Source organism: Paraburkholderia sp. A3BS-1L (assembly GCF_051125215.1).
GTDB lineage: Bacteria > Pseudomonadota > Gammaproteobacteria > Burkholderiales > Burkholderiaceae > Paraburkholderia.
In genome coordinates, this window is the sequence record NZ_CP120442.1 from 2,721,410 (window position 1) to 2,744,720 (window position 23,311).

General features: G+C 64.3%; 21 protein-coding genes and 1 tRNA gene. 13 read left to right on the plus strand and 9 right to left on the minus strand.

Going from position 1 to position 23,311, the window contains the following annotated elements; translation table 11 throughout:
- Positions 1–3: 3 nt before the first annotated feature.
- A complete protein-coding gene (gene recA, locus P5W99_RS12405; protein WP_421024694.1) occupies positions 4–1,080 on the minus strand; it encodes a recombinase RecA in 1,077 nt (358 codons plus the stop codon).
- Between the two features lie 270 nt (positions 1,081–1,350).
- Here recA and P5W99_RS12410 point away from each other — a divergent pair, with 270 nt between their 5' ends.
- The 4 genes from P5W99_RS12410 (at position 1,351) to P5W99_RS12425 (ending at position 5,796) form a co-directional block, all read left to right on the plus strand.
- The gene (locus tag P5W99_RS12410; RefSeq protein ID WP_421024695.1) at positions 1,351–2,115 is read left to right on the plus strand and encodes a response regulator; all 765 of its coding nucleotides are present in this window, start codon (positions 1,351–1,353) and stop codon (positions 2,113–2,115) included.
- A gap of 12 nt (positions 2,116–2,127) precedes the next feature.
- Positions 2,128–3,693 (plus strand): sensor histidine kinase N-terminal domain-containing protein, encoded by a 1,566-nt coding sequence (locus tag P5W99_RS12415; RefSeq protein WP_434660959.1) that lies wholly within the window; start codon positions 2,128–2,130, stop codon positions 3,691–3,693.
- Positions 3,694–3,957: 264 nt separating this feature from the next.
- Positions 3,958–5,616 (plus strand): MFS transporter, encoded by a 1,659-nt coding sequence (locus P5W99_RS12420; RefSeq protein ID WP_421024697.1) that lies wholly within the window; start codon positions 3,958–3,960, stop codon positions 5,614–5,616.
- 103 nt (positions 5,617–5,719) lie between these two features.
- Positions 5,720–5,796, plus strand: a tRNA-Met gene (locus P5W99_RS12425).
- Positions 5,797–5,874: 78 nt separating this feature from the next.
- Here the strand turns inward: P5W99_RS12425 and iolG are convergent.
- From iolG to P5W99_RS12440, 3 genes are all read right to left on the minus strand, one after another.
- Complete coding sequence (gene iolG / locus P5W99_RS12430; RefSeq protein ID WP_434660960.1) at positions 5,875–6,885, minus strand: inositol 2-dehydrogenase; 1,011 nt, start codon at positions 6,883–6,885, stop codon at positions 5,875–5,877.
- A gap of 100 nt (positions 6,886–6,985) precedes the next feature.
- Complete coding sequence (locus tag P5W99_RS12435; RefSeq protein WP_434660962.1) at positions 6,986–7,759, minus strand: TIM barrel protein; 774 nt, start codon at positions 7,757–7,759, stop codon at positions 6,986–6,988.
- 62 nt (positions 7,760–7,821) lie between these two features.
- Positions 7,822–8,841, minus strand: coding sequence for a sugar ABC transporter substrate-binding protein (locus P5W99_RS12440; protein ID WP_434660964.1), 1,020 nt, complete (start codon positions 8,839–8,841; stop codon positions 7,822–7,824).
- A gap of 158 nt (positions 8,842–8,999) precedes the next feature.
- Between P5W99_RS12440 and P5W99_RS12445 the strand changes: the two genes are divergently transcribed.
- Positions 9,000–10,646, plus strand: coding sequence for an extracellular solute-binding protein (locus P5W99_RS12445; protein WP_434660966.1), 1,647 nt, complete (start codon positions 9,000–9,002; stop codon positions 10,644–10,646).
- Between the two features lie 79 nt (positions 10,647–10,725).
- Here P5W99_RS12445 and P5W99_RS12450 read toward each other — a convergent pair whose 3' ends face one another.
- On the minus strand, positions 10,726–11,739 hold the full coding sequence (locus P5W99_RS12450; RefSeq protein ID WP_421024702.1) for a diguanylate cyclase domain-containing protein: 1,014 nt from the start codon (positions 11,737–11,739) through the stop codon (positions 10,726–10,728).
- Between the two features lie 113 nt (positions 11,740–11,852).
- Positions 11,853–12,569 carry a FadR/GntR family transcriptional regulator gene (locus P5W99_RS12455; RefSeq protein ID WP_434662584.1) on the minus strand — a complete coding sequence of 239 codons (717 nt, stop codon included), beginning with the start codon at positions 12,567–12,569 and terminating at the stop codon, positions 11,853–11,855.
- Positions 12,570–12,713: 144 nt separating this feature from the next.
- Between P5W99_RS12455 and dgoD the strand changes: the two genes are divergently transcribed.
- Positions 12,714–13,862, plus strand: coding sequence for a galactonate dehydratase (dgoD, locus tag P5W99_RS12460; RefSeq protein ID WP_434660968.1), 1,149 nt, complete (start codon positions 12,714–12,716; stop codon positions 13,860–13,862).
- A 289-nt stretch (positions 13,863–14,151) separates the two neighbouring features.
- Entirely contained in the window at positions 14,152–14,451 is a 300-nt protein-coding gene (locus P5W99_RS12465) for a hypothetical protein (protein ID WP_421024704.1), read from the plus strand.
- Between the two features lie 65 nt (positions 14,452–14,516).
- On the opposite strand, the gene P5W99_RS12470 is transcribed toward P5W99_RS12465, so the two are convergent.
- Entirely contained in the window at positions 14,517–15,443 is a 927-nt protein-coding gene (locus P5W99_RS12470) for a copper resistance D family protein (RefSeq protein WP_434660970.1), read from the minus strand.
- Positions 15,444–16,013: 570 nt separating this feature from the next.
- On the opposite strand from P5W99_RS12470, the gene P5W99_RS12475 reads away from it, so the two are divergent.
- The 4 genes from P5W99_RS12475 (at position 16,014) to P5W99_RS12490 (ending at position 20,729) form a co-directional block, all read left to right on the plus strand.
- Positions 16,014–16,769 (plus strand): c-type cytochrome, encoded by a 756-nt coding sequence (locus tag P5W99_RS12475; protein ID WP_421024706.1) that lies wholly within the window; start codon positions 16,014–16,016, stop codon positions 16,767–16,769.
- A gap of 21 nt (positions 16,770–16,790) precedes the next feature.
- A complete protein-coding gene (locus tag P5W99_RS12480; RefSeq protein WP_421024707.1) occupies positions 16,791–18,086 on the plus strand; it encodes a c-type cytochrome in 1,296 nt (431 codons plus the stop codon).
- Positions 18,087–18,194: 108 nt separating this feature from the next.
- Positions 18,195–18,815, plus strand: a complete 621-nt coding sequence (trhA, locus tag P5W99_RS12485) for a PAQR family membrane homeostasis protein TrhA (RefSeq protein WP_421024708.1) — start codon at positions 18,195–18,197, stop codon at positions 18,813–18,815.
- A gap of 267 nt (positions 18,816–19,082) precedes the next feature.
- Positions 19,083–20,729 carry a DEAD/DEAH box helicase gene (locus tag P5W99_RS12490; RefSeq protein ID WP_421024709.1) on the plus strand — a complete coding sequence of 549 codons (1,647 nt, stop codon included), beginning with the start codon at positions 19,083–19,085 and terminating at the stop codon, positions 20,727–20,729.
- A 105-nt stretch (positions 20,730–20,834) separates the two neighbouring features.
- Here the strand turns inward: P5W99_RS12490 and P5W99_RS12495 are convergent, their stop codons facing one another.
- On the minus strand, positions 20,835–21,638 hold the full coding sequence (locus P5W99_RS12495) for a ferritin-like domain-containing protein (RefSeq protein ID WP_421025266.1): 804 nt from the start codon (positions 21,636–21,638) through the stop codon (positions 20,835–20,837).
- A gap of 438 nt (positions 21,639–22,076) precedes the next feature.
- Between P5W99_RS12495 and P5W99_RS12500 the strand changes: the two genes are divergently transcribed.
- Both P5W99_RS12500 and P5W99_RS12505 read left to right on the plus strand, forming a co-directional pair.
- Positions 22,077–22,325 carry a hypothetical protein gene (locus tag P5W99_RS12500; RefSeq protein WP_421024710.1) on the plus strand — a complete coding sequence of 83 codons (249 nt, stop codon included), beginning with the start codon at positions 22,077–22,079 and terminating at the stop codon, positions 22,323–22,325.
- 21 nt (positions 22,326–22,346) lie between these two features.
- Complete coding sequence (locus P5W99_RS12505; protein ID WP_028217863.1) at positions 22,347–22,544, plus strand: hypothetical protein; 198 nt, start codon at positions 22,347–22,349, stop codon at positions 22,542–22,544.
- Positions 22,545–22,789: 245 nt separating this feature from the next.
- Here the strand turns inward: P5W99_RS12505 and P5W99_RS12510 are convergent, their stop codons facing one another.
- Complete coding sequence (locus P5W99_RS12510; RefSeq protein WP_434660972.1) at positions 22,790–23,170, minus strand: hypothetical protein; 381 nt, start codon at positions 23,168–23,170, stop codon at positions 22,790–22,792.
- Positions 23,171–23,311: the final 141 nt, after the last annotated feature.

Below are 23,311 nucleotides of genomic sequence, written 5' to 3' on the forward strand. Positions count from 1 at the left end.
AACTTATTCTTCGCCCGCGACTTCGACTTCGCCGGAGTCGTTGACGCCGTCCGGCATCGTGCTCACGCCAAGCGACTCGCGAATGCGGTTTTCGATCTCGCGAGCGATGTCCGCATTCTCGCGCAGGAATTCGCGCGCATTGTCCTTGCCCTGGCCGATGCGTTCGCCGTTATAGCTGTACCACGCGCCTGCCTTGTCCACGATCTTGGCCTGCACGCCGAGGTCGATGATTTCGCCCTGGCGCGAGATGCCTTCGCCGTAGAGGATGTCGAACACGGCTTCGCGGAACGGCGGCGACACCTTGTTCTTGACGACCTTCACACGCGTTTCGCTGCCGATCACTTCGTCGTTCTTCTTGATCGAACCGATACGGCGAATATCCAGACGCACCGACGAGTAGAACTTGAGCGCGTTGCCGCCCGTGGTGGTTTCCGGGTTGCCGAACATCACGCCGATCTTCATGCGGATCTGGTTAATGAAGATCACCATGCAGTTCGTCTTCTTGATCGTGCCGGTGAGCTTGCGCAGCGCCTGCGACATCAGGCGCGCCTGCAGACCCGGCAGCGAGTCGCCCATTTCGCCTTCGATTTCGGCCTTCGGCACGAGCGCCGCAACCGAGTCGATCACGATCATGTCGATCGAGCCCGAGCGCACCAGCGCGTCGGTGATTTCGAGCGCCTGCTCGCCCGTGTCCGGCTGCGAGATGAGCAGCTCCGGCACGTTCACGCCGAGCTTGGACGCGTACTGCACGTCGAGCGCGTGTTCCGCGTCGATAAACGCCGCCGTGCCGCCGAGCTTCTGCAATTCGGCGATCACCTGGAGCGTGAGCGTGGTCTTGCCCGACGATTCCGGACCGTAGATCTCGACCACCCGGCCGCGCGGCAAGCCGCCCACGCCGAGCGCAATGTCGAGGCCGAGCGAACCGGTGGAGACCACCTGAATGTCTTCGACCGCCTCGCCGTCGCCGAGCCGCATGATCGACCCTTTGCCGAACTGCTTTTCGATCTGCGCGAGCGCGGCAGCCAGTGCCTTGCTCTTTTCAGCAGTCAGCCCAGCCGAGCCTTTCTTGCTATCTTCCATGAATCGTCCTTTGCTATGATGAACGGCGTCTGGTGACGATGCGCGCGTGCTTTTGCGCACATGCGCCTGAACGCAGACACTGTATAAAAAAACAGTAGTTTTGGCAAGCCCGTTTTTGGCCCTTAAACGCGCGCGCCGAAACCGCGAATTTTCGGAGACCGCCGCCCGACGCTGCCCGGGCCCGCTCCCTGCCGGGAGCGCTGCGCGCGCTGCACACCCCGCGCCGCACAAAACGGGCATCAAAGCGCTATGAGGGCGACGCTGGCGCACATGCGAATTCTCATTGCCGAAGACGACAGCATACTCGCGGACGGTCTCGTCCGATCACTCCGCCAGGCGGGCTATGCCGTTGATCACGTGCGTCACGGCGTGGATGCCGATACGGCCTTGTCGATGCAGTCGTTCGACCTCCTGATCCTCGATCTGGGCCTGCCGAAAATGCCGGGCCTCGAAGTGCTGCGCCGCTTGCGCGCGCGCAATTCCAACCTCCCCGTGCTGATCCTCACCGCCGCCGACAGCGTGGACGAACGCGTGAAAGGCCTCGACCTCGGCGCCGACGACTACATGGCCAAGCCGTTTGCGCTCAACGAACTGGAAGCGCGCGTGCGTGCGCTCACGCGGCGCGGCGCGGGCGGCGGCCCCACGGTCGTGCGCCATGGCGCGCTGGCGTTCGACCAGGTCGGGCGCGTGGCGCGCATCAACGACCAGGTGCTCGATCTCTCCGCGCGCGAACTCGGCGTGCTCGAAGTGCTGCTGCAGCGGCTCGGGCGGCTCGTCTCGAAGGAACAGCTCGTCGACCATCTGTGCGAATGGGGCGAGGAAGTGAGCAACAACGCGATCGAGGTCTACGTGCACCGGCTGCGCAAAAAACTCGAAACGGGCGGCGTGCGCATCGTGACCGTGCGTGGGCTCGGATATTGCCTCGAAAAGGAAGCGAATCCGGCAAACGCGAGCAACCCGGCAGACACCCCGGCGAGCCCCTCGGCAGGCGCCGCCGCGCCTCCCGCCATGCCGGCGAGCCACCACTACAAATAGCCAGGCGCCACGATGGCCGAGCCCGCTCCCGCCGCCCAGCCCGGCGCGCTCGACGACGAGGCGCGCGACGCCCGCTACGCCAACCCGTTCGCCCCGCCCGACGAGGCCGAAGCCGCCGCCGCGCGCCCCCGCTCGCTGTTCGGCGAAATTCTCGACTGGATGCTCGCGCCGCTGCTGCTGCTCTGGCCGATGAGCATCGCGGTCACGTATCTCGTCGCCAAGTCGATCGCCAACGGCCCGTTCGACCGCGCGCTCGAAACCGACGCCTATGTGCTCGCGCGCCAGATCCATCCGGTCAACGGCGTGGCGGAGCTCTCGCTGCCCGCCTCCACGCGCGACTTCCTGCGCGCCGACAACGTCGACAGCGTGTTCTACCAGGTGCTCGGCAGCCGCGGCGAACTGGTGGGCGGCGACCGCGAGATGCCGCTGCCGCGCGACGACGACCGCCCGCCCGCCGGCCTTGTGGAATTCCGCGACGACATGCTGCATGGCATCGATATCCGCGTGGCCTATACGACGGTCGAACTGCCGAATCTGTCGGGCTCGCAGCCCGTGCTCGTGCAGGTGGCCGAAACGCTCGACAAGCGCCGCCAGCTCGCCAACGACATCATTAAAGGCGTGATCCTGCCGCAGTTCGTGATCCTGCCGCTCGCGATCCTGCTCGTCTGGTTCGGCCTCTCGCGCGGCCTCGCGCCGCTGCATGCGCTGGAATCGAACATGCGCATGCGCCGCCCCGACGACCTCTCGCCGCTCGAAGCGCGGCGCGCGCCGCCCGAGATCGAGCCGCTCGTCACCTCGTTCAACGACCTGCTCACGCGCCTCGAACAGAACATGCAGCTGCAAAAGCGCTTTATCGCCGATGCCGCGCACCAGATGAAGACGCCGCTCGCGGGCTTGCGCACCCAGGCCGAGCTGGCGCTGCGCCAGGACGCAAGCGCCGAGGTGCACCGCTCGCTCGAGCAGATCGCGACGAGTTCCGAGCACGCCGCGCGGCTCGTCACGCAACTGCTCGCGCTCGCGCGCGCCGAAAACCGGATGACGGGGCAGATTTTCGCCCCCGTCGATATCGCCGATGTGGCCCGTCACGCGGTGCGCGACTGGGTGCAGCCCGCGCTCGCCAAGCAGATGGACCTCGGATACGAAGGTCCGGAGAGCGAAGCGAACGACGGCGATGAACGCGGCACGCAGGACCGCGCCGTACCGGTACAGGTCGACGGCAACCCCGTGATGCTGCGCGAGATGCTGTCGAACCTGATCGACAATGCGATCCGCTACACGCCCGCCGGCGGCCGCATCACGGTGCGCGTGCGGCCCGAACCCGCCGCGCACGTGGTGCATCTGGAAGTGGAGGACACCGGCATCGGCATTCCGGCAGCGGAGCGCGAACGCGTGCAGGAACGCTTCTATCGCATCCTCGGGCGCGACGGCGACGGCAGCGGCCTCGGGCTCGCGATCGTGCGCGAGATTGCCACGATGCACGGCGGCACGCTCACCATCGACGACAACGTCTATCAAGCCGAACCGCGTCTCGCCGGCACGCTCGTGCGCGTGACACTGCGTCTGCGCGACGGCAGCTGACGGCAAAACGGGCGAAAACCGGGATGGGACTTACCCTTAGCCAGCACCCGCCCGCCCCACATGAATTCGAAAGATAGAATCAATTGATCCGATTTTGACGACTGTTGCACGTTCGTTGAGAGAACTTAGCAAACAATAGGCCATCCGGGTCGCGCCACAGTAAAGCGTCGCTGTCGTCAGAACCCCGTAAGTTTCCATTCCAATAATGCTCCGCAGGACCGCTCGCATGGCGGGCCCATACGCATATCAAAAATGGAGACACATATGGCAACCGTTGGCGGACAAGTCTCACACGCGCCGATGACCAGCGACGAAAAACGCGTGATCTTCGCGTCGTCGCTCGGCACGGTGTTCGAGTGGTACGACTTCTACCTGGCCGGCTCGCTCGCGGCCTACATCAGCAAGAGCTTTTTCTCTGGCGTGAACCCCACCGCGGGCTTCATCTTCACGCTGCTCGGCTTTGCGGCGGGCTTCGCAGTGCGGCCGTTCGGCGCGATTGTGTTCGGGCGCCTCGGCGACCTCGTGGGCCGCAAGCATACGTTCCTCGTCACCATCGTCATCATGGGCCTGTCCACTTTCGTGGTCGGCTTCCTGCCCGGTTACGCGTCGATCGGCATCGCCGCGCCCGTGATCTTCATCGGCATGCGCCTGCTCCAGGGCCTTGCGCTCGGCGGCGAGTACGGCGGCGCGGCGACATACGTGGCCGAACATGCGCCGCCCGGACGCCGCGGCTTCTACACCTCGTGGATCCAGACCACGGCGACGCTCGGCCTGTTCCTCTCGCTGCTCGTGATCCTCGGCGTGCGCACGACGGTGGGCGAAGAAGCGTTCGCCACCTGGGCATGGCGCATTCCGTTCGTGGCCTCGATCCTGCTGCTCGCGGTGTCGGTGTGGATCCGCCTGCAACTCGACGAATCGCCGGCATTCAAGCGCATCAAGGCTGAAGGCAAGGTCTCGAAGGCGCCGCTCTCCGAAGCGTTCGGCCAGTGGAAGAACCTCAAGGTCGTGATCCTCGCGCTGATCGGCGTGACGGCGGGCCAGGCCGTGGTCTGGTACACGGGCCAGTTCTACGCGCTCTTCTTCCTCACGCAGACGCTCAAGGTCGACGGCGCGAGCGCCAACATCCTGATCGCGCTGGCGCTGCTGATCGGCACGCCGTTCTTTCTGTTCTTCGGCGCGCTCTCGGACAAGATCGGCCGCAAGCCGATCATCATGGCCGGCTGCCTGATCGCGGCGCTCACCTACTTCCCGCTCTTCAAGGCGCTCACGCACTTCGCCAACCCGGCGCTCGAAACCGCGACGGCGCGCGCGCCGATCGTGGTGATCGCGAACCCGGACGAATGCTCGTTCCAGTTCAACCCGGTGGGCACCTCGAAATTCACGAGCTCGTGCGACATCGCCAAGAGCGCGCTTTCGAAGGCGGGCCTGAACTACTCGAACGTGGCCGCGCCGGCGGGCACGCTCGCGCAGATCAAGGTGGGCGACACGACGGTCGACACCTATGACGGCAAGGCTGCGGGCGCGAAGGAAGCGGGCGCGGCGTTCGAGAAGACGCTCTCGGGCACGCTGAAATCGGCGGGCTACCCGGCCAAGGCCGATCCGGCGCAGCTCAACTGGCCGATGACCGTGGCGATTCTGACCATCCTCGTGATCTTCGTGACGATGGTGTATGGGCCCATCGCGGCAATGCTGGTGGAGATGTTCCCGACGCGCATCCGCTATACGTCGATGTCGCTGCCCTATCACATCGGCAACGGCTGGTTCGGCGGCTTCCTGCCGGCGACGGCCTTCGCGATCGTGGCGGCCAAGGGCGATATCTATTCGGGGCTCTGGTATCCGATCATCATCGCACTCGCGACCTGCGTGATTGGCGTTCTGTTCGTGAAGGAGACCAAGGATTCGGATATCTACGCGCAGGATTGATGCGCTGATGGAGGACCGGCGCGAGCCGGTTCCGAGAATCTTGAAAAAAGATGTCGATATGGGTTGACAGCTTCGGCCGGCGCCTTCATAATTCTTCTTCTTAGGCGAATTAGCTCAGCCGGTTAGAGCGACGGAATCATAATCCGCAGGTCCGGGGTTCGAATCCCTGATTCGCCACCAAATGCGAAAGCCGCTGTTCCGAAAGGGACAGCGGCTTTTCTGCTTTCGGCGGCCCATTCGCCCAAGGTTGGCACTTTTTCACAGTGCCGAGAGCATGTCCGGCGTGATTGCCACGGTCTTGCCGGTGTTCGCCGAGCGCGCAGCGGCCTCGGCGCACGCAAGCGCCACAATGCCGTCGCGCAGCGTCACGGGCATGGGAGCCTCATTCTCGACAGCATGGACAAAAGCAGACCATTCCGCTTCGTAAGCACGCATATAGCGCTCGAGAAAGAAGTAGACCGGTTTCGCAGATAGCGAGCCTTCGGGCGTGATCTTCTCCATCGTATTCTCAAGGACGTTCTTCGCCGACAAGAGGCCTTGTGAACCCAGCAGTTCGATGCGTTGATCGTAGCCATACCCCGCACGGCGGGAGTTCTTGATGACAGCGAGACGCCCGTCGGCCCACGCCAGCGTGACCGCTGCCGTGTCGAAATCGCCGGCGGCGCCGATCTCCGGATCGACGAGTGAGGCGCCGGTTGCCGTGATGCTCGAAGGCGCGCGGCCCATGATCCAGCAGGCGACGTCGAAGTCATGGATCATCATGTCGCGAAACAGGCCGCCGGAGGTTCCGATATATGAAATGGGCGGCGGCGCCGGGTCGAATGAGGTGATGGACAGCAACTCGGCCTTTCCGATATCGCCAGCGTCGAACGCCTTCTTGAGCGCCGCGAAATTCGGATCGAAGCGGCGATTGAATCCGATCATCACGGGCCTGCCGGTCCTCGCCACCTTGACCTCGCATTGCAGCGTGCGTGCGAGTGCGAGGTCCACCGGTTTCTCACAGAGGACGGCCTTGCCGGCCGCCGTCGCGCGCTCGATGAACCCGGAATGGGTGTCGGTCGAGGAAGCGATGAGCACGGCGTCGATCGCCGGATCGGCGAGGATATCGTCGACCCGTCGAGCCTTCGCACCATATTGGCCGGCGAGCTTTTGCGCAGCCTCCACGCCGACGTCGCACACTCCGGCGAGCGTGCAGTCCGGGTGCGACTGGATTGATCTGGCGTGCACCTGTCCGATACGGCCGGCACCCACGAGGGCAACGTTCAACATGTTGAATCGCTCCATTGATGTTTGACGGAATGATCGATCATTCGATCAGGACTGGCTGGTTTCAACAGCATTTCCAGGCTGGATTGAAGGCTCTGCGGCATCAGACGGAAAAAGCGTTCCGGAAACGCCGCAGCGCGAGTTCGTCGTCGCCGCTTGCCCACGCCTCCATGGCGACCGTGCCCCGGAAGCCCGCCTGCGCCAGCGCGCGGGCGATCGCGGGATAGTTGATCTCACCCGTGCCGGGCTCGCAACGCCCGGGAACATCAGCAACCTGGATTTCGCCAATGAACGGAAGCGCGTCTCGAACCAGTTCGATCAAATTCCCCTCGCCGATCTGTGCGTGATACAAGTCGAGGTTCAGGCGCAGATTCGGGCTGTCGACTGCCTTCACGAGCGCCATGGTGTCCGCGGCGCGGGCAAACGGCACCCCCGGATGATCCACCGTCGTGTTGAGGTTTTCGAGGCAGAAGACGACCTTCGCGGTCTGGCCGAGTCGCGCCACGCGGGTCAGCGTATGCAATGCCGCAAGCCACATCGGTCCAGTCACGGCGGGCATCGGTTTCACGGGCATGCCATGGCCATCCAGACCCGTGCCGTGCAGATTCAGGCGGGGGCAACGCAACCGCCTCGCGGCATCGATCGAATGCGCCGCCGTTTTCAGCAGGGTTTGCGCGCCGCTCTCCGTAATCAGATCGCCTTCGATGTATCCCGTCATCGAAGAAAACGTCGCGCCGGTCTGCTGCAACTCCGTCAGGTCGTGCTTCGTCCAGTCCCAGATCTCCACCTGGAATCCGAGTTCGGCGATCCTGCGAACGCGCTCGACAAACGGAAGACTGCGGAAAATCATTTCCGCGCACACGGCCAGTTTAAACATAGGAATCCTCTAGAAATTCGTGATGCGCAAGCGGCCTGCGGGGCCGTGCGGCCGTGACGGGTTCAGCGGTATTGCCCGGCGTATTTCCCGACGAGACCGACGTTCTCACGCGTTACAAATCCGGGTCCGGTGTCGACACCATCCGCTGCGAAACGCGGAGTGAGTCCGTAGGTCCGGACACGTTGCTGAAACTTCGGATTGGCCTGCAGTGCAGCGATGGCCCTGCGGGTGTCTCGTGTACCGTCCTGCTTCATGAGCGCGAGCAGCGCAACCGGGATATAGCCCTGCAAATAGGGCTGCTGGTCGATCGCGAAAGCCACGACACCTGCTTCGATATCCTTAATGATTTCCGGGGTGATATCGAACATGGCGAACCAGATCTTGCCCGCCAGCCTCAGCTTGCGGATGGCACGCATCGCGGGCACGGCCGACGTTGGGCCCAGAGCCAGGACCGCCTGCGTGCCGGGTTGCTTATGCAACGCCGCGAACACCTTGTTTTCGACCTCGGTAGGATCGTTGCCGGTATCGAGCGTCGACTTCTTGAAATCGGCGCCGATCGCGTCCGCGAAGCCTCGGCAACGCTCGAAGGATTCGGGATTGGTCGCGTTGTTGTTGATGCACAGAAAGCTTTTGACGCCGGCAGCCTTGGCCCGCGCTCCGGCCCCCTTCCCTGCGAGATATTCGGGCTGACCCACGTGGAGCAGCGCGCCCAATTCCTTGTTCTGCTGCGCGGTTCCGGAATTGAAAGTGATGACAGGGATGCCTTTCCCCACGATTTTATTCACGGGACCGCGCACGACGTCGAAGTCGGCGATGGTCGTTGCGACGCCGTCGTAGTTGCGGGCGCTCGCCTGGTCAAGCAGATGAACCATGTCGGCGAGATCGCCATTCGGCGGATTGCGATAGTCCACCGTCACGCCGAAGTCTTTTTGCGCATCGGCAATGCCGTTTTTGACCACGTTCCAGAACGGGTCGGCATCGGGTGCATGGGACACGACGACGAACCTCACACCCGCTGCCGCCGCGCTCACGCTAAACGCCATGGTGGCCAACACAGCGATCAGCCTCGTTGCTCCTTTCATGCTCGTCTCCTTTCCGAATCACAGGTTGCCGGCTGGATTCCGGTCTGTACATGAATCGTATGGCGAGCGTCCCGCACGAGCTTCGCGGCAAAATAGCCATTCTGGTTATTTTCTTGTTTGTCATATAGTTATGACAGATTTCAGTCCCGGGAAGTGCCATGCATGCTGATGATCGGCTCGCGGCCATCGCCGTACTGGACCGCGCGGGCGAGATACTGCGTTCCGAACTCGGGGACGAAGCCCAAGCGATCTGGCCGGTCGTCTCTGCGCTCTTGCAAAACCATGCGCGTGACCGGCCGACGAGCATCACCGCACTCGCGGACCTGTCCGGCCTGCCGCGCACGAGCGCGCGCCGCATCATCTTCGGCCTGAAAGCGAAGGGCTGGATCGAGTTTCGCGCGATCACGGGTTCCCGCAGCCGAACGACGATTGTTCCGTCCAGTTGGCTGCTCGACCGTTTCGACCGGATCACCGAGCAGACGGTCCGCATGATCGTCGGTGCAACCGGCAACGGCTCGTTCGACAGTCTCGGTGCCATGAACCTCGACCGCGACACCGGTATTGCGTGGCCGCACGCCGCGACCGAAGGCTTTGACGATTCGATCGAGGTGACGTTGATCGCTTATGAGGACCCGGTATTCGACATCCTCAAACGCAACCGGTCCGACATCGAACGATTCGTTGGACATCGCATGCGGATGCAGACGTTCTCTCAAGCCGGATATCGCGCAGTGCTCGACAGGTCGCTCACCGATACATCCACGGCCGGCGGCACGACGCCGTTGCTCATCGCGATTCCGTTTCCGTGGCTTGCCGAACTGTGCGAGGACGCTCACCTGCTCGGGCTGCGGGGACTGCAAGCGGAAAGCAGCTTTTCCGGAGCCGACTTCTACGATGCCGTGTGGCAGGCAGGCTGGTTCGACGAGGAACTCTACGCGATCGCCCTGCAACCCACCGTCGACTTTCTCTGGTACCGGCAGGATCTGCTCGAAGCCGACGGACTCGAGCCTCCGCGTTGCTTCGACGATGTGCTCCGCATCGCGGCGCGCATGCATCGGCCTCGGCTGGGGCGTGCCGGCATCAGTTGGAACTCCGCCTCGGGACTGCCGCTCGCGGAAACGTTCCTGCAGATTCTCGGCGCACAGGGCGGCGTCGAGTTTGACGATGGGGTCCTGCAGGTGGATACCGAAACAGGCATGCAGGTCATCGAGTATCTGCGCGCACTGGTTCCCGTTTCGCCTGCGCACTCGAGCAGCGTGGATTGGGCGAGGAACGCCCGGCTATTCGGCTCGGGAAAAGCCGCAATGTGTTACCACTGGTCAAACCGCTTTGGCGTGCTCGATAGTCACGCGCTCCTGCAAAAAGGCGGCCGCGTCGGACTGCAACTGCATCCCACCGGCACGCCCGGCATGACGCCCCTGTCACCCCTTGGCGGCGCACTGCTCGCCATTCCGCTGAGAAATTCCGAAGTCGCGGCGCGACGGGCGTGGCGGACCATCGAGACGCTGACGTCTCCCGAACTGATGAAATATTTTGTGCTTCACGGCGCCGCCGGCAGTGCCCGTCATTCCGTTGCGGAAGACCGCTATGTCCGGCAACGCAACCGTGTTGTCGAAGTGATCGACCGGCTCGCGAATGACAGGCAGATCCGCACGTTTCCTCCGGTGCCGTTACGGGGGTATCGGGGCATGATGCAAATCTTGAGCGATCATCTCGAGCCCTTGCTGCGCTTACCCGATCGGGACGTGCGCAAAACACTTCGCGCTCTCCAGCGTGCGTTGGCTCAGCAACGCTGTCGCCGCTGAAGCAGATGGCGCATGAGCGCAAGACCATGCGCAGCGTCGGCACTGGCGCTTTCGACACGATGCACAGGCATGTGCCGATTCACCCCATTGCCTTCCTTCCCCGCTTCGCCTCATACATCGCCTGATCGGCGTGATCGATCAGGCGGGTCATCTCCACGCCGTCCTCGGGCAGCAGTGCGAACCCCACGCTCACGCCGAGTTCGATCGGCCGCCCTTCGAACTCGAACGGCTCGCCCACTTTCTCCACGATGCGCCGGCTATGCGACTCGGCGTCCTTGCGCGAGCTGATGCCGGGCAGAATCATCGCGAATTCGTCGCCGCCCACGCGCGCGGCGGTATCCACCCGGCGGCAGTTTTTCACGATGCGCGCCGCCGTCTCCTTGATGGCCGCGTCGCCGGCCCGGTGGCCGTAGCGGTCGTTGATCGGCTTCAGGCCGTCCATGTCGAGATTGAGCACGCCCAGCCGGCCCTCCGAGCGCGTCGCCAGATCGACCGACTGGCGCAAGCGGTCGTAGAACAGCGCGCGGTTCGGCAAGCCCGTGAGCGCGTCGTGGGTCGCTTGCAGGTACAGCTCGCTCGTCTCGTGGCGCGCGGCATGGAACATCGCGGCCGCGATCAGGCCGGATATCAGCGAGAGCGCTTCGATATCGGCTTCGTCGAACGCAGCCACTTCGGGCGCCACCACTTTCAGCACGCCCACGGTGGTTTCCAGGTGCTTGAGCGGCGTGACGACCATCGAGCGCAGTCCCGCGCGCCGGCACGCTTCGCGATCCACGCGCGGATCGCTTTCCGAGTCGTCGCAGCGCAGGATTTCGCCGCTGCTCACACACAGTCCGGAGAGGCTCGTTTCGCGCGCGAGTCGCAAGCCCAGCATGTTCCCGACGCTGCCCGAGGCCGCGCGATACACCATCTCGTGGCCTTCAGCGAGCTCGACCACGGCGCCTTGTGCGCCGGTCAGCTCTTCGGCGCGCTGTGCGACGAAGGCCATCACGCCGCCGAGATCCAATCCCAGCTTCGCGATATCCGATTGCGCGCGGATGATTTCGAGGAGCGTTGCGTTGTCCAGGGTCGAGACGCCGGTTGAGATTTTCATTGCGACGAACGGTTGCGAAATGAGCCGGATGGCGTTGCGTGAGCGTGCCTGACAGCACTGAAAGGCAAAGGTCTGATCTATAACAGGATAGCAAACCCTCGCTGTCATGCCGCTCAGCCTTCGATGCGCTCGCGCGTCACGCGCAACAGCGCGGCCATCGCGGCGCTCGCCGCCTGCGCATCGCGCCGGCCTATCGCCTCGAACACCGTCGTGTGGTCGGGCAGCGCGGCGTTGAACACGTCCGCGCGTTTTGCGTTCACGCGCAACTGGCCTTCGAGCGTGCGCTCGATCAGCGTGCCGAGCGGCACCAGCAGTTCATTGCGGCACGCCGCCAGCACCGCGAGGTGAAAGCGCAAGTCGGCGCGCACCCATTCGTCGACGTTGCGCGCTTCGGCCATTGCGGTGTGGGCGTTTGCGAGCCGCTCGAGCGCGAGGGCATCGTGGGCGCTCGCGGCCAGGCCCGCCGCGAACGGCTCGATCATCTCGCGCATCTCCTGGAGCTTGAGCGCGAATGCAAGCGGCGGCGCGACGCGCGCGTACCAGTCGAGCAAGTCGGCATCGAGCAGATTCCACGCTGTGCGCTCGCGCACCCGCGTGCCCACCTTCGGACGCGACTCCACGAGCCCCTTCGAGGTCAGTGTGCGCAAGGCCTCGCGCAGCACCGTGCGGCTCACGTCGAAGGCCGCCATGAGGTCGGCTTCGCGGGGCAGTATCTCGGCGGGCGCGTAGTCGCCGCGCAGGATCGCGCTGCCAAGTTCGAACGCCACCGTTCCATGCAGATCGCGCTGAATTGCCGTTCTCCCGAGGTTAAATCCGCTGCAAAAGCCCAGATACTGGGAGCTCACGCGAAATAATACTATTAATAGCACTTAAAGGCGATTTTTGCAGTAGCATGGGCTCCTCGACGCGGCGACAAGTGACGATGTGGCCGCGCGCCGCGCAACGATTAGCTTTGATGGGATGGGAGACCCCGCATGAAAATCACCAAGCTCGAAACCTTCGTCGTGCCGCCCCGCTGGTGCTTTCTCAAGATCGAAACGGACGAGGGCATCGCCGGTTGGGGCGAGCCCGTTGTCGAAGGCCGCGCGCACACCGTCGCGGCGGCGGTCGACGAACTCGCCGATTACCTGATCGGCAAGGATCCACGGCTCATCGAAGATCACTGGCAGGTGATGTATCGCGCGGGCTTTTACCGCGGCGGTCCCATCTCGATGAGCGCGATCGCGGGCGTGGATCAGGCGCTCTGGGACATCCTGGGCAAGCATCATGGCGTGCCCGTGCACGCGCTGCTCGGCGGCCAGGTGCGCGACAAGATCAAGGTCTACTCGTGGATCGGCGGCGACCGACCTAGCGACGTCGCGAACAACGCGCGCGCCGTGGTCGAGCGCGGCTTCAAGGCCGTCAAGATGAACGGCTCGGAAGAACTGCAGATCATCGACACCTTTGACAAGGTGCAAGGCGTGATCAACAACGTCGCGGCGGTGCGCGAGGCCGTGGGACCGAACGTCGGCATCGGCGTGGACTTTCATGGCCGCGTGCACAAGCCGATGGCCAAGGTGCTCGCGAAGGAGCTCGACCCGTTCAAGCTGATGTTCATCGAGGAGCCGGTGCTTTCGGAGAATGTCGAGGCGCTGCGCGACATCATCAATCAGACGAGCACGCCGATCGCGCTGGGCGAGCGTTTGTACTCGCGCTGGGATTTCAAGCACATCCTCGCGGGCGGCTATGTGGACATCATCCAGCCCGATGCTTCGCACGCGGGCGGCATCACCGAGTGCCGCAAGATCGCCGCGATGGCCGAGGCCTACGACGTCGCGCTCGCGCTGCATTGCCCCCTCGGGCCCATTGCGCTCGCGACATGCTTGCAGATCGATGCGGTGAGCTACAACGCGTTCATCCAGGAGCAGAGCCTCGGCATCCACTACAACAAGGGCAACGATCTGCTCGACTACATCAGGAATCCCGAGGTCTTCAAGTACGAAGACGGCTTCGTGTCGATTCCGCAAGGCCCGGGTCTCGGCATCGAAGTCAACGAGGAGAAGGTGCGCGAGATGGCGAAGACGGGACATCGCTGGCGCAACCCGGTGTGGCGTCACGAGGACGGCAGCGTCGCCGAATGGTGATTTCGATGCAAACGCGCGTTACGTGACGCGCTCGTTACGGTGCGTTTCAGCGCCGTAACGTTTGAGGCCGTTTTGCGGCCCAAACGCTGCAACATGCCTTCGGGCGGGTTCTGCGACTGGCGCTTTCGCACATGGCGAAGGCGCCTGCAGATGCCCGTCACGCAAGGCTCTGCGCGCTTCGCATTCTGCCCGCGCGCCATCTGCGGCGCCATCTGGCCCTCGCTGGCCTGCTCCTTGCTGAATTCCCTGCGGCACTCATACCCGCCCTACACCAGCCGCAGGGATTCACATGGAAGCAATGCTCCCCGACTATCTGATCCGCGAGCAGGCCGCTGTTGGCGCTTTGTTCGTTTTTGGCCTGATGCGCGTGATCGCTGCCGCCGTCGCGTGTACGCGCGGCTGGCGCATCCTCGTTGTCGAGCAGAGCCTGATCGGCGTCGCGATGCTGTGGTGCGCGCCGCAGCTCGTCGAGCTGATCGCTCATCCGTCTTCGGTGCTCGCGCTCGCCGAACTCGAAGGCAAGGCCATCGGCTGCGCCATCGCCCTCTTCTTCTCGCCGATCCTCAGTCACCGGCTCGGCTACGAATGATGCGGCGCTAGCGCTCGAACGAAGGCGCACGCGCAATCCGCGAGCGCCATCTTTGGTCCGGCGTTTCAGCCCTGCAACACATAGCCCGGCACACTGTGCCCGAGCACGGCCGCGACGACGAGCACCGCCATCATCACCAGCGCTTCGAGATGCAGCACGTTGACGAAACGGCGCGCCGCGACCGTCGATGCCGCGCGGCGCAACTCGGGCATCGCCACGACGCGGTTAAAACCGCCCAGCAGCATCGCCAGCACGACGAGCGCGAGCTTGGCGATCAGCACGTGGCCCCATGTGCTCGTCATGAGCACATGGGGAGAGCCGCCAGTGCCGCGCAGCGCATTGAACACGCCCGTCGCGAGCACGAGCCCTACGGCGAACAGCGCCACATTCGACACTTGCCCTGCCGTGCGGATCAGCACGCCACGCGCCGTCGATGCGCCGAGCGCCGGCAGCACGGCCAGCCCGCCGGCCATCACGATGCCGCTCCATGCGCTCGCGCTGAGCACGTGCAGCGTCTGCACGCCGAGCGCCGCCGAAGCGAAGCCGGCATCGGCGGCATGGCCGAGTCCCGCGCGCCCGGCGGCCGTGGCGATGAGCGCGAGCCACAGCACGCCGTCGCGCGCCGCGCTGGCCGGCATCAGCGCCATGGCGGCCACCACCAGCGCGCCCACGAACGCAACGCTCCACGCGTGGCCCACGTGCGTTTGCGCGAGCACCGTCGGCACGACGCTATATGAGCCGGGCAGCGTCCCGCCGCTGATCGACGCGCTTTCATACAGCAGCCACATGACGAGCGCGATCACGAGCACGAGCGAGCCCGCTCGCAGCGATGTTTGTGCACGCAGCCACGCGGGTCGCGCCGGCGCGACCGCACTGCGAGCATCCTTCTCGAGCCATGCGCCATAGAGCGTCGAGCCCAGCGCAAACGCATAGGCGATGTTCACGAGGGCGGCCATCGCGACCTGCCCGATCCACAGCCAGTCAGCTTTCATCGGACCACGACCTCCCGGCATTCACGACATACGGGGAGCGTGGCGAGGTCCGCGGCACGCGGCTGCGGCATCGAGTGAGAAAGTGCAATTGAAGTCATCGAGACGAGTGGCAAGGAAACAACAAGAAAACAAGGTGGAATCAGATCAGCATCGACGCTGGCGCAACGATGCATGCATGCCGGTCGCGCGCTTGCATGCCATTTCGCGACGCGCCTGCTTCGATAGCATCCACGCCGATCGGTTCAACCGCGGGTTCAACCGCGGGTTCAACCGCGAACATGCTGCGATCCCGATGCGCATGGCATGCAGTGCGGCGCAAGCAGGGTCAATCCCGAGTCGCGGATCGGCCAACAGGTGCAGAATCATAACCGGCGGCGTTGCGGCTCTCTGCCGCAATCGCGTTCGGGCAAGGCCTGTGCAGGCGACTCGATAGCACGCGTGGCAAATAGTCACTATCAGGTCGCGATGATAGAATCTGCTGCGTCGCCGCGGCGCGCACGGTGTTTGGTTTCAAGCGCGCGCAGCCTACAAGCCGGGTCGTTCGAAGCCTGGTCAGGTCCACGATAAAGAATGGAGTCGCGCGTGTCCCCAAGACGTATCTCCAGACCGCTCAATACGCTCGCCGCGCCGCTGTTGGCCGCCTTGCTGTTCGGCACGGCCGGCATCTTCAGCGCAGCGTCCGCCCAGACCCCGCAGCCCAAAGCCCCCGACACGATTGCAGCGCGCGTGCAGGGCTGTACCGCGTGTCACGGCACGCACGGCCAGGGGACCGACAACGACTACTTCCCGCGCCTCGCAGGCAAACCGGCGGAGTACCTGTACAACCAGCTGATGAATTTTCGCGAGGGTCGCCGCAAGTACCCTCCGATGAATTATCTGGTCACGTATCTCTCCGACGACTACCTGCACGAGATCGCGACGTACTTCTCGCAGCAGCGGCCGCCCTACCCGCCGCCTTCGAGGTCGGCGGTCGCCGAAAGCACGCTCAAGCGCGGCCGCGAAATCGTGCTGCATGGCGACCCGGCAAAGCAGGTGCCCGCGTGCGCGGCCTGCCACGGCGCGAAGCTCACCGGCATGGAGCCCGCCATTCCGGGCCTCGTCGGCCTGCATTCGGATTACATCAGCGCGCAGATCGGCGCCTGGCGTTCGGGTTCGCGCCACGCCAAGGCACCCGACTGCATGCATGAGATCGCCACGCGCCTCACGGATGACGACGTGAACTCGGTCGCTGCCTGGCTCTCGACGCAAAGCGCACCGCAAAATCCCGTGCCGGCACCGGCTGGCTCGTTGAAGACGCCGCTTGCATGCGGCAGCGAACCGCAATAAGGCGCCGGGGGAGACAGCCATATGAACCGCAAGTCCCTGTTCGCACTTTCCGCAGTCGTCGTCACCGCTGCCGCCGCGCTCGTGCCGGTGCTGTGGACCGGCACCGACTTTCTGCGCAACAGCTCGGCGCAGGCGGCCACGCCCGCCGACCAGTCCGAACTCATCAAGAAGGGCGAGCTGCTCGCCCGCGCCGGCGACTGCGTGGCCTGCCACACGGTGCGCGGCGGCAAGACCTTCGCGGGCGGCCTGCCGATGGCGACGCCATTCGGCACGCTCTATACGCCGAACATCACACCCGACGACAAGTACGGCATCGGCAAATGGACCGCCGACGACTTCTATCGCGCCATGCACACAGGCCGCTCGAAGGACGGCAGCCTGCTCTACCCGGCCTTCCCGTTCACGAGCTACACGAAGGTCACGCGCGCCGACTCGGACGCCATCTACGCGTACCTGCGCTCGGTGGAGCCGGTGAACGTGCCGAGCCGCCCGCACGAGCTCAAGTTCCCGTTCAACAACCGCAACCTGCTGATCGGCTGGCGCACGCTGTTCTTCCGTGAAGGCGAGTACAAGGCCGATCCGACCAAATCGGTCGAATGGAACCGCGGCGCGTATCTGGTCGAGGGCCTGGGCCACTGCGGCATGTGCCATACGTCCATCAACATGATGGGCGGGCCGGTCAACTCGTCGGCGTTCGCGGGCGGCCTGATCCCGCTGCAGAACTGGTACGCGCCGTCGCTCACCTCGAGTGAAGGCGGCCTCGGCGACTGGGACATCAAGGAGATTTCGAGCCTTCTGAAAACCGGCGTCTCGGAACGCGGCGCGGTATTCGGTCCGATGGCGGACGTGGTCCATAACAGTCTGCAATATCTCCCCGACGACGATATCCAGGCGATGGCGACCTATCTCAAGACGATTCCACAAAAGAAGGAAGCGCCTGAGAACATGCAGATGGAAACGTCCGAAGCGTTCGGAGGCGAACTCTTACAGCAAGGTCAGAAGATCTACCATGACCAGTGTGCAAAGTGTCACGCGGAAAACGGCCTCGGCATGCCGCCGAACTTCCCGCCGCTCGCGAACAATCAGTCGATTCAGATGAAGTCGGCGGTGAATCCGATCCGCATGGTGCTCAACGGCGGCTATCCGCCCAGCACGCAGGGCAATGCGCGCCCCTATGGCATGCCGCCGTTCGCGCAATCGCTGTCCAATCAGGAAGTGGCGGCGGTCGTGACGTTCATCCGCATGTCGTGGGGCAACAAGGGCACGCCGGTGTCCCCGCAACAGGTGGCCGATCTGCGCTCCGCGCCGCTCGACTGACGCTCGTTTGTTATAGTGGCGTCTGCCTGATAAAGGGCGCAGCCGGCAAAACGCCGCCGGCTGCGCCCTTCGCTATTGTCGGGGCAAGAAGAACAAGGAGTAGCCGTCATGAACCCGGGTGAGCGTCTGAACAGCGTTACGCACCTCCTGGGCGCGCTGCTGTCGGTCGCCGGGCTGGTTTCGCTCGTGACGCTCGGCGCGCTCGATCACGATGCATACAAGGTCGTGAGCTTCGCCGTCTACGGCGCCATGCTGTGCGCGCTGTACACCGTCTCCACGCTGTATCACGGCGTGCGCGGGCCGCGCCTCAAGGCCGTGCTGCAAAAGTGCGATCATGCCGCAATCTATCTGCTGATCGCGGGCAGCTATACTCCGTTCTCGCTTGTCACGTTGCGCGGGCCGTGGGGCTGGTCGCTGTTCGGCGTAAGCTGGGGGCTTGCCGTGTTCGGCATCGTGCAGGAACTCACGATCGGGCGCCGCACGCGCAAGCTCTCGATGGTGCTGTACGTGATCATGGGCTGGCTCGCGCTGGTCGCCGCCGGGCCGCTCATCGGCGCGCTGCCGGCAGCCGGCACCGCGTGGTTGCTGGCAGGCGGCATCATCTATAGCGGCGGCATTTATTTTTTCGTCAACGACGAGCGCATCCGGCACGGACATGGTATCTGGCATCTGTTCGTGCTCGCCGGGAGCGTCTGTCAATTCGTGAGCGTCGCGGCCTACGTCGCATGATGCGCCGCCGGCGCATTCACCGGACGCACACAGGGCGCGCGTTGCCCATACGAAGACCATCGCGCGGCGGCCGCAGTGTCCGCGGCTGCGCGATGCAACTTTACGCCAGCCGGCGGGTCTGCATAGACCGCCGACACCCGGCGCGCGCACTGGCGCGCCGTCCGAATGAACGCGAGCGGGCGCAGCCGCATCTCGCGCGCCGCGCCGTGCTGTTGCCTCGGCCAGCAGCGCCTTGCCGCTCGCGCCACTGCAATACAACAGGTCTTTATGTCTTTTGATTCTCTCGGCTTGTCCGAACCGCTGGTCCGCGCCGTCAACGAACTGGGCTATACCACGCCCACGCCCATCCAGCTGCAAGCCATTCCCGCCGTGCTGAACGGCGGCGATCTGCTCGCCGGCGCCCAGACAGGCACCGGCAAGACCGCCGGCTTCACGCTGCCCATCCTGCAGCGCCTGTCCGAGATGCCGCCCGCCGCTTCAGGCAAGCGCGTCGTGCGTGCGCTCATCCTCACGCCCACGCGCGAGTTGGCCGCCCAAGTCGAGGAAAGCGTGCGCGCCTACGGCAAGTATCTGAAGCTCAAGTCGACGGTGATGTTCGGCGGCGTGGGCATCAATCCGCAGATCGACGCGCTCAAGCGCGGCGTGGACATCGTGGTCGCGACGCCGGGCCGCCTGCTCGATCACATGCAGCAGAAGACCATCGACCTCGCGCATCTCGAAATCCTCGTGCTCGACGAAGCCGACCGCATGCTCGACATGGGCTTCATCCACGACATCAAGCGCGTGCTCGCGAAGCTGCCCCCAAAGCGCCAGAATCTGCTCTTCTCGGCCACCTTCGCCGACGAGATCAAGGCGCTCGCCGACAGCCTGCTCGACTCGCCCGCGCTCATCGAAGTCGCACGCCGCAACACCACGGCGGAAACCGTCGCGCAGAAGATCTACCCCGTCGATCGCGACCGCAAGCGCGATCTGCTCACGCACCTGATCCGCCAGCACAACTGGTTCCAGGTGCTCGTGTTCACGCGCACCAAGCACGGCGCGAACCGCCTTGCCGAGCAACTCACGAAGGACGGCATCAGCGCGCTCGCGATCCACGGCAACAAGAGCCAGTCGGCCCGCACGCGCGCCTTGAGCGAGTTCAAGGACGGCACGCTGCAGGTGCTCGTGGCCACCGACATCGCCGCGCGCGGCATCGACATCGACCAGTTGCCGCACGTGGTCAACTTCGACCTGCCCAACGTGCCCGAGGACTACGTGCACCGCATCGGCCGCACCGGACGCGCGGGCGCGACGGGCGAAGCGGTTTCGCTCGTGTGCGTAGACGAGCACCAGCTTCTGAAGGACATCGAAAAGCTCATCAAGCGCGCGGTGCCGCAAGAGGTCATTGCCGGCTTCGAGCCGGATCCGAACGCCAAGCCTGAGCCGATCCTGCGCCGTGGCCAGCAGCAAGGCCGTGGGCAGCGTCAAGGGCAAGGCCAGGGGCGCGCCGCGACAGGCAATGCCGCGGCGGCCAAGCCCGCACAGGGACGTGACGGACGCGACACGCGTGGCGGCAACCGCGAGGGTAGCCGCGACGGGAACCGTGCTCAGGCGGCCAATGGCGGTGGCAATCGCGCCAACAGCGGTGGCAATCATGGCGGCAACGGCGGTGGTAACGGCGGCGGCCAGCGCCCGGCCAAGCCCGCCGCGCCGAATGGCGTGCGCACGGCCAAGCCGGTGAAGCAGCAAAGCGCGAATCATGGCGCGTCGGGCAGCCGCGGCGAGCACACGCGCCGTGAAAGCCAGCGCGGGGTGTCGCATGAAAGCGCGCTGGGACGCCCGCAACGCAAGCCGCAATCGAATCCGGGCGCCCTGCTTGGCGGCCGTCCGGGCGCCAGCTCGCGCCGCGACGGCAACGGCCAGCGCGACCGGTAATCGCCGGTAATCGCCGTTAGTCGCCGAAGGTGCAAAGGCCCGCTGTTTAGCGGGCCTTTTTCTTTTCAGCCTGGCTTCATGCCAGACGAGCGGCGAGACGGGGCTTCAGCGGAAGAACACGTGCTGCGTGATCTTCGCCAGCGGATAGTGCACGCCAGGCTGAATTTTTGCGGGAATATCGAGCGGCTTGAGCAGCATTTTCACGCACATATCGGCGGAAAGATTGTGACGCACGAGCTTGTTCACGCGCGCCGTCAGTTCGCGGTTGTAGGCGAGATCCTTCACACGGTCGGGATAGCGAACCGCGAACACGTGACGCAACGCAATCTCCGAGTCCTCGTTCTTGATCTCCATTACACGACGCATGAGCGCGCCGAGCACGGCGAGGCGCCCATGGCCTTCGACCTGGTTGTACTTCTTGAAGTAGCGGAAAAAGTGCTTGTAGTGGCGCACTTCGTCGCTGCGGATGTTGTCGGTGATCTCCTTGAGCACCGGCTCGTCCGAGCATTCGCCGATCGCTCGATAGAGCGTGGCCGTGCCCGTCTCCACCACGCAGCGCGCGACCATTTCCAGCGCGCGCGTACGCTCGAACTCCTCGAAAGAGCAGGTCTTCGAATACTCTTCGATGAAGTTTCGGAACGCCGTGTCCCAGTCGAATTCGGGCCAGACGTACTGGATGTAGGTCTTCAGTGCGCGGCCATGCTGAAGCTCCTCGTGCTCCCACTCGTTGTTGAGCCACTCGGAGACTTCCGGGTCGCCGTTGAAGAAGATGCTGAGGTTGCTCGTGTACAGGTCCGAACCGCTTTCAATGAACGACGACGCGCAGAGCAGCAACAGCAGGTCTTCGTTGGTACGGGCACGCTGACAGTCGATCCGCGTGAGGTCGATATCTTCGATACGCCAGGGCATCACGTGGCGAGGCTCGGTGTTGTTGCGCATTCTGTCTTGCTCCAAAGCGGCCCCTTTTCGCGCAGCACGCCACCGGAGTGGCAACCCGGTCTTTGCCGGTCCAGCATTTGCGCCGCGTGGTGAAAGGCACCAGCCGTCATTACTTCATCTTAGATCTTGTTTCGCGAAGCTGCAGTCTGAGAGCACAGACCAATCCCGCTTACCGCAGTTCCAGGAAGAGTCGACTTGTAAGGCGCTTGCGAGTGCATTTCATGCCCTGATCAGACGCCAAGGCGCGTGGCCACGGGCGCTCGGCGACCTTGCGCCGCGTGCTCAGGCCCCGTCCCGCACCCGCACATGCGCCGGGCGCCCATCGCCGCGCTCTCCCGCACTGCGGCAAGAACTTGAAGTGAAATCAAGGATCTGCGCGCACAGCTCGACCGCCGCAGCAGACGCGGAATGTCAAACAGAAAATTTTCGGAGAGTGATTTGTACAACGCAGGGCAGTTGACTACACTCCAGTTCCCCGGCGTCGATCCGGGCTGGATGCTGTTTGCGTTGTTTGTCGCTACTTTGCAGAATTCGTGGCGCACGACAGCAAACGGACCGCTCATCTGGCACCCAGGTCGCGCCGTTGCAGGCTTTCGCTCACGCCCACCGCATGATTGTCGTCACGCCGCCCAGCGGGCCGCGATTGATGACCTCTGATGCGGCAACATGGAGAGAACGATGCTGAGTCCGCATGAATTCGCCACCCTGCTGCTAGTGAAGGACGCCCCCAACCAGATCGACATGGAACGCGAAGAACTGGACGCCCTCCTCGAACGACAGCTCGTCCAGTTGGAGCGCCTCGCTTCCGGTCTCCAGCAGTGGCGACTGACAGAAATTGGCGACTCCGCGTTGCGCGCCATCAAGCGCTTTTCATAGCGGAACCGGCCTGTGGCGCTCGCGCGCAGGCCGGCCTCATCTCGCTGATGCCTCGCTAATCTTTCTCGACCTGCGCGGGCGCCGGAATCGTCCGCCAGCGAGATGAGTCGAGACCTTCCCCGATGCAGGCGCACGGCTGTAGACGTACGCCTGCAGTGCATGGTCACGCGGACCCGCGCGCTTCATGCCCGCGTGACCATTTTTTTCGCGCCTGCGCAGACGAAGGATGCGCCGCTACGCTGCGCTCAGCCCCCGCGCAGCGTAGGGTCCGCCGATGCGCGCCATGACAGCGCAAGGGCGCGCTGATCGTTCAGATACGTCAGCCATTGGTCGCGCGCCTGCGCGTTCGCGCCCGCACCGTGCGCGGCGTACTGCTGGGCAAGACCGGTCTGGAAGCTGCAGAACTGCGCCTGCGGCAGCTTGCCGTGACGGTTCGCCACCCAGGCGTCGTAGACGGCCGAATAGACGGCCGGCGTATCGGCGCCAAAGTCGGCTTGCTGAGCGCCGCACATCTGCTGCAATTGGGCGAACGGCGGCGCGCTCCCGCCCAGTAGCCCAGGCGCGCCGGCGCATCCGGCACACCCGACGGCCAGCACCGCTGCACCGATCGTTGCAAGTCCACGCATAGCCTTCCCCTCGTCTTTATTCGCCTGGTGCTACTGATTTCCGTCGGCTTCGACGGCGTTCGGTCACGCTGGCTATTGTCGCATCGCGCAGCGCGCGCCACACTCTCGCCGCGCAGACCCGTACCTCTCCCCGGAAAGTCG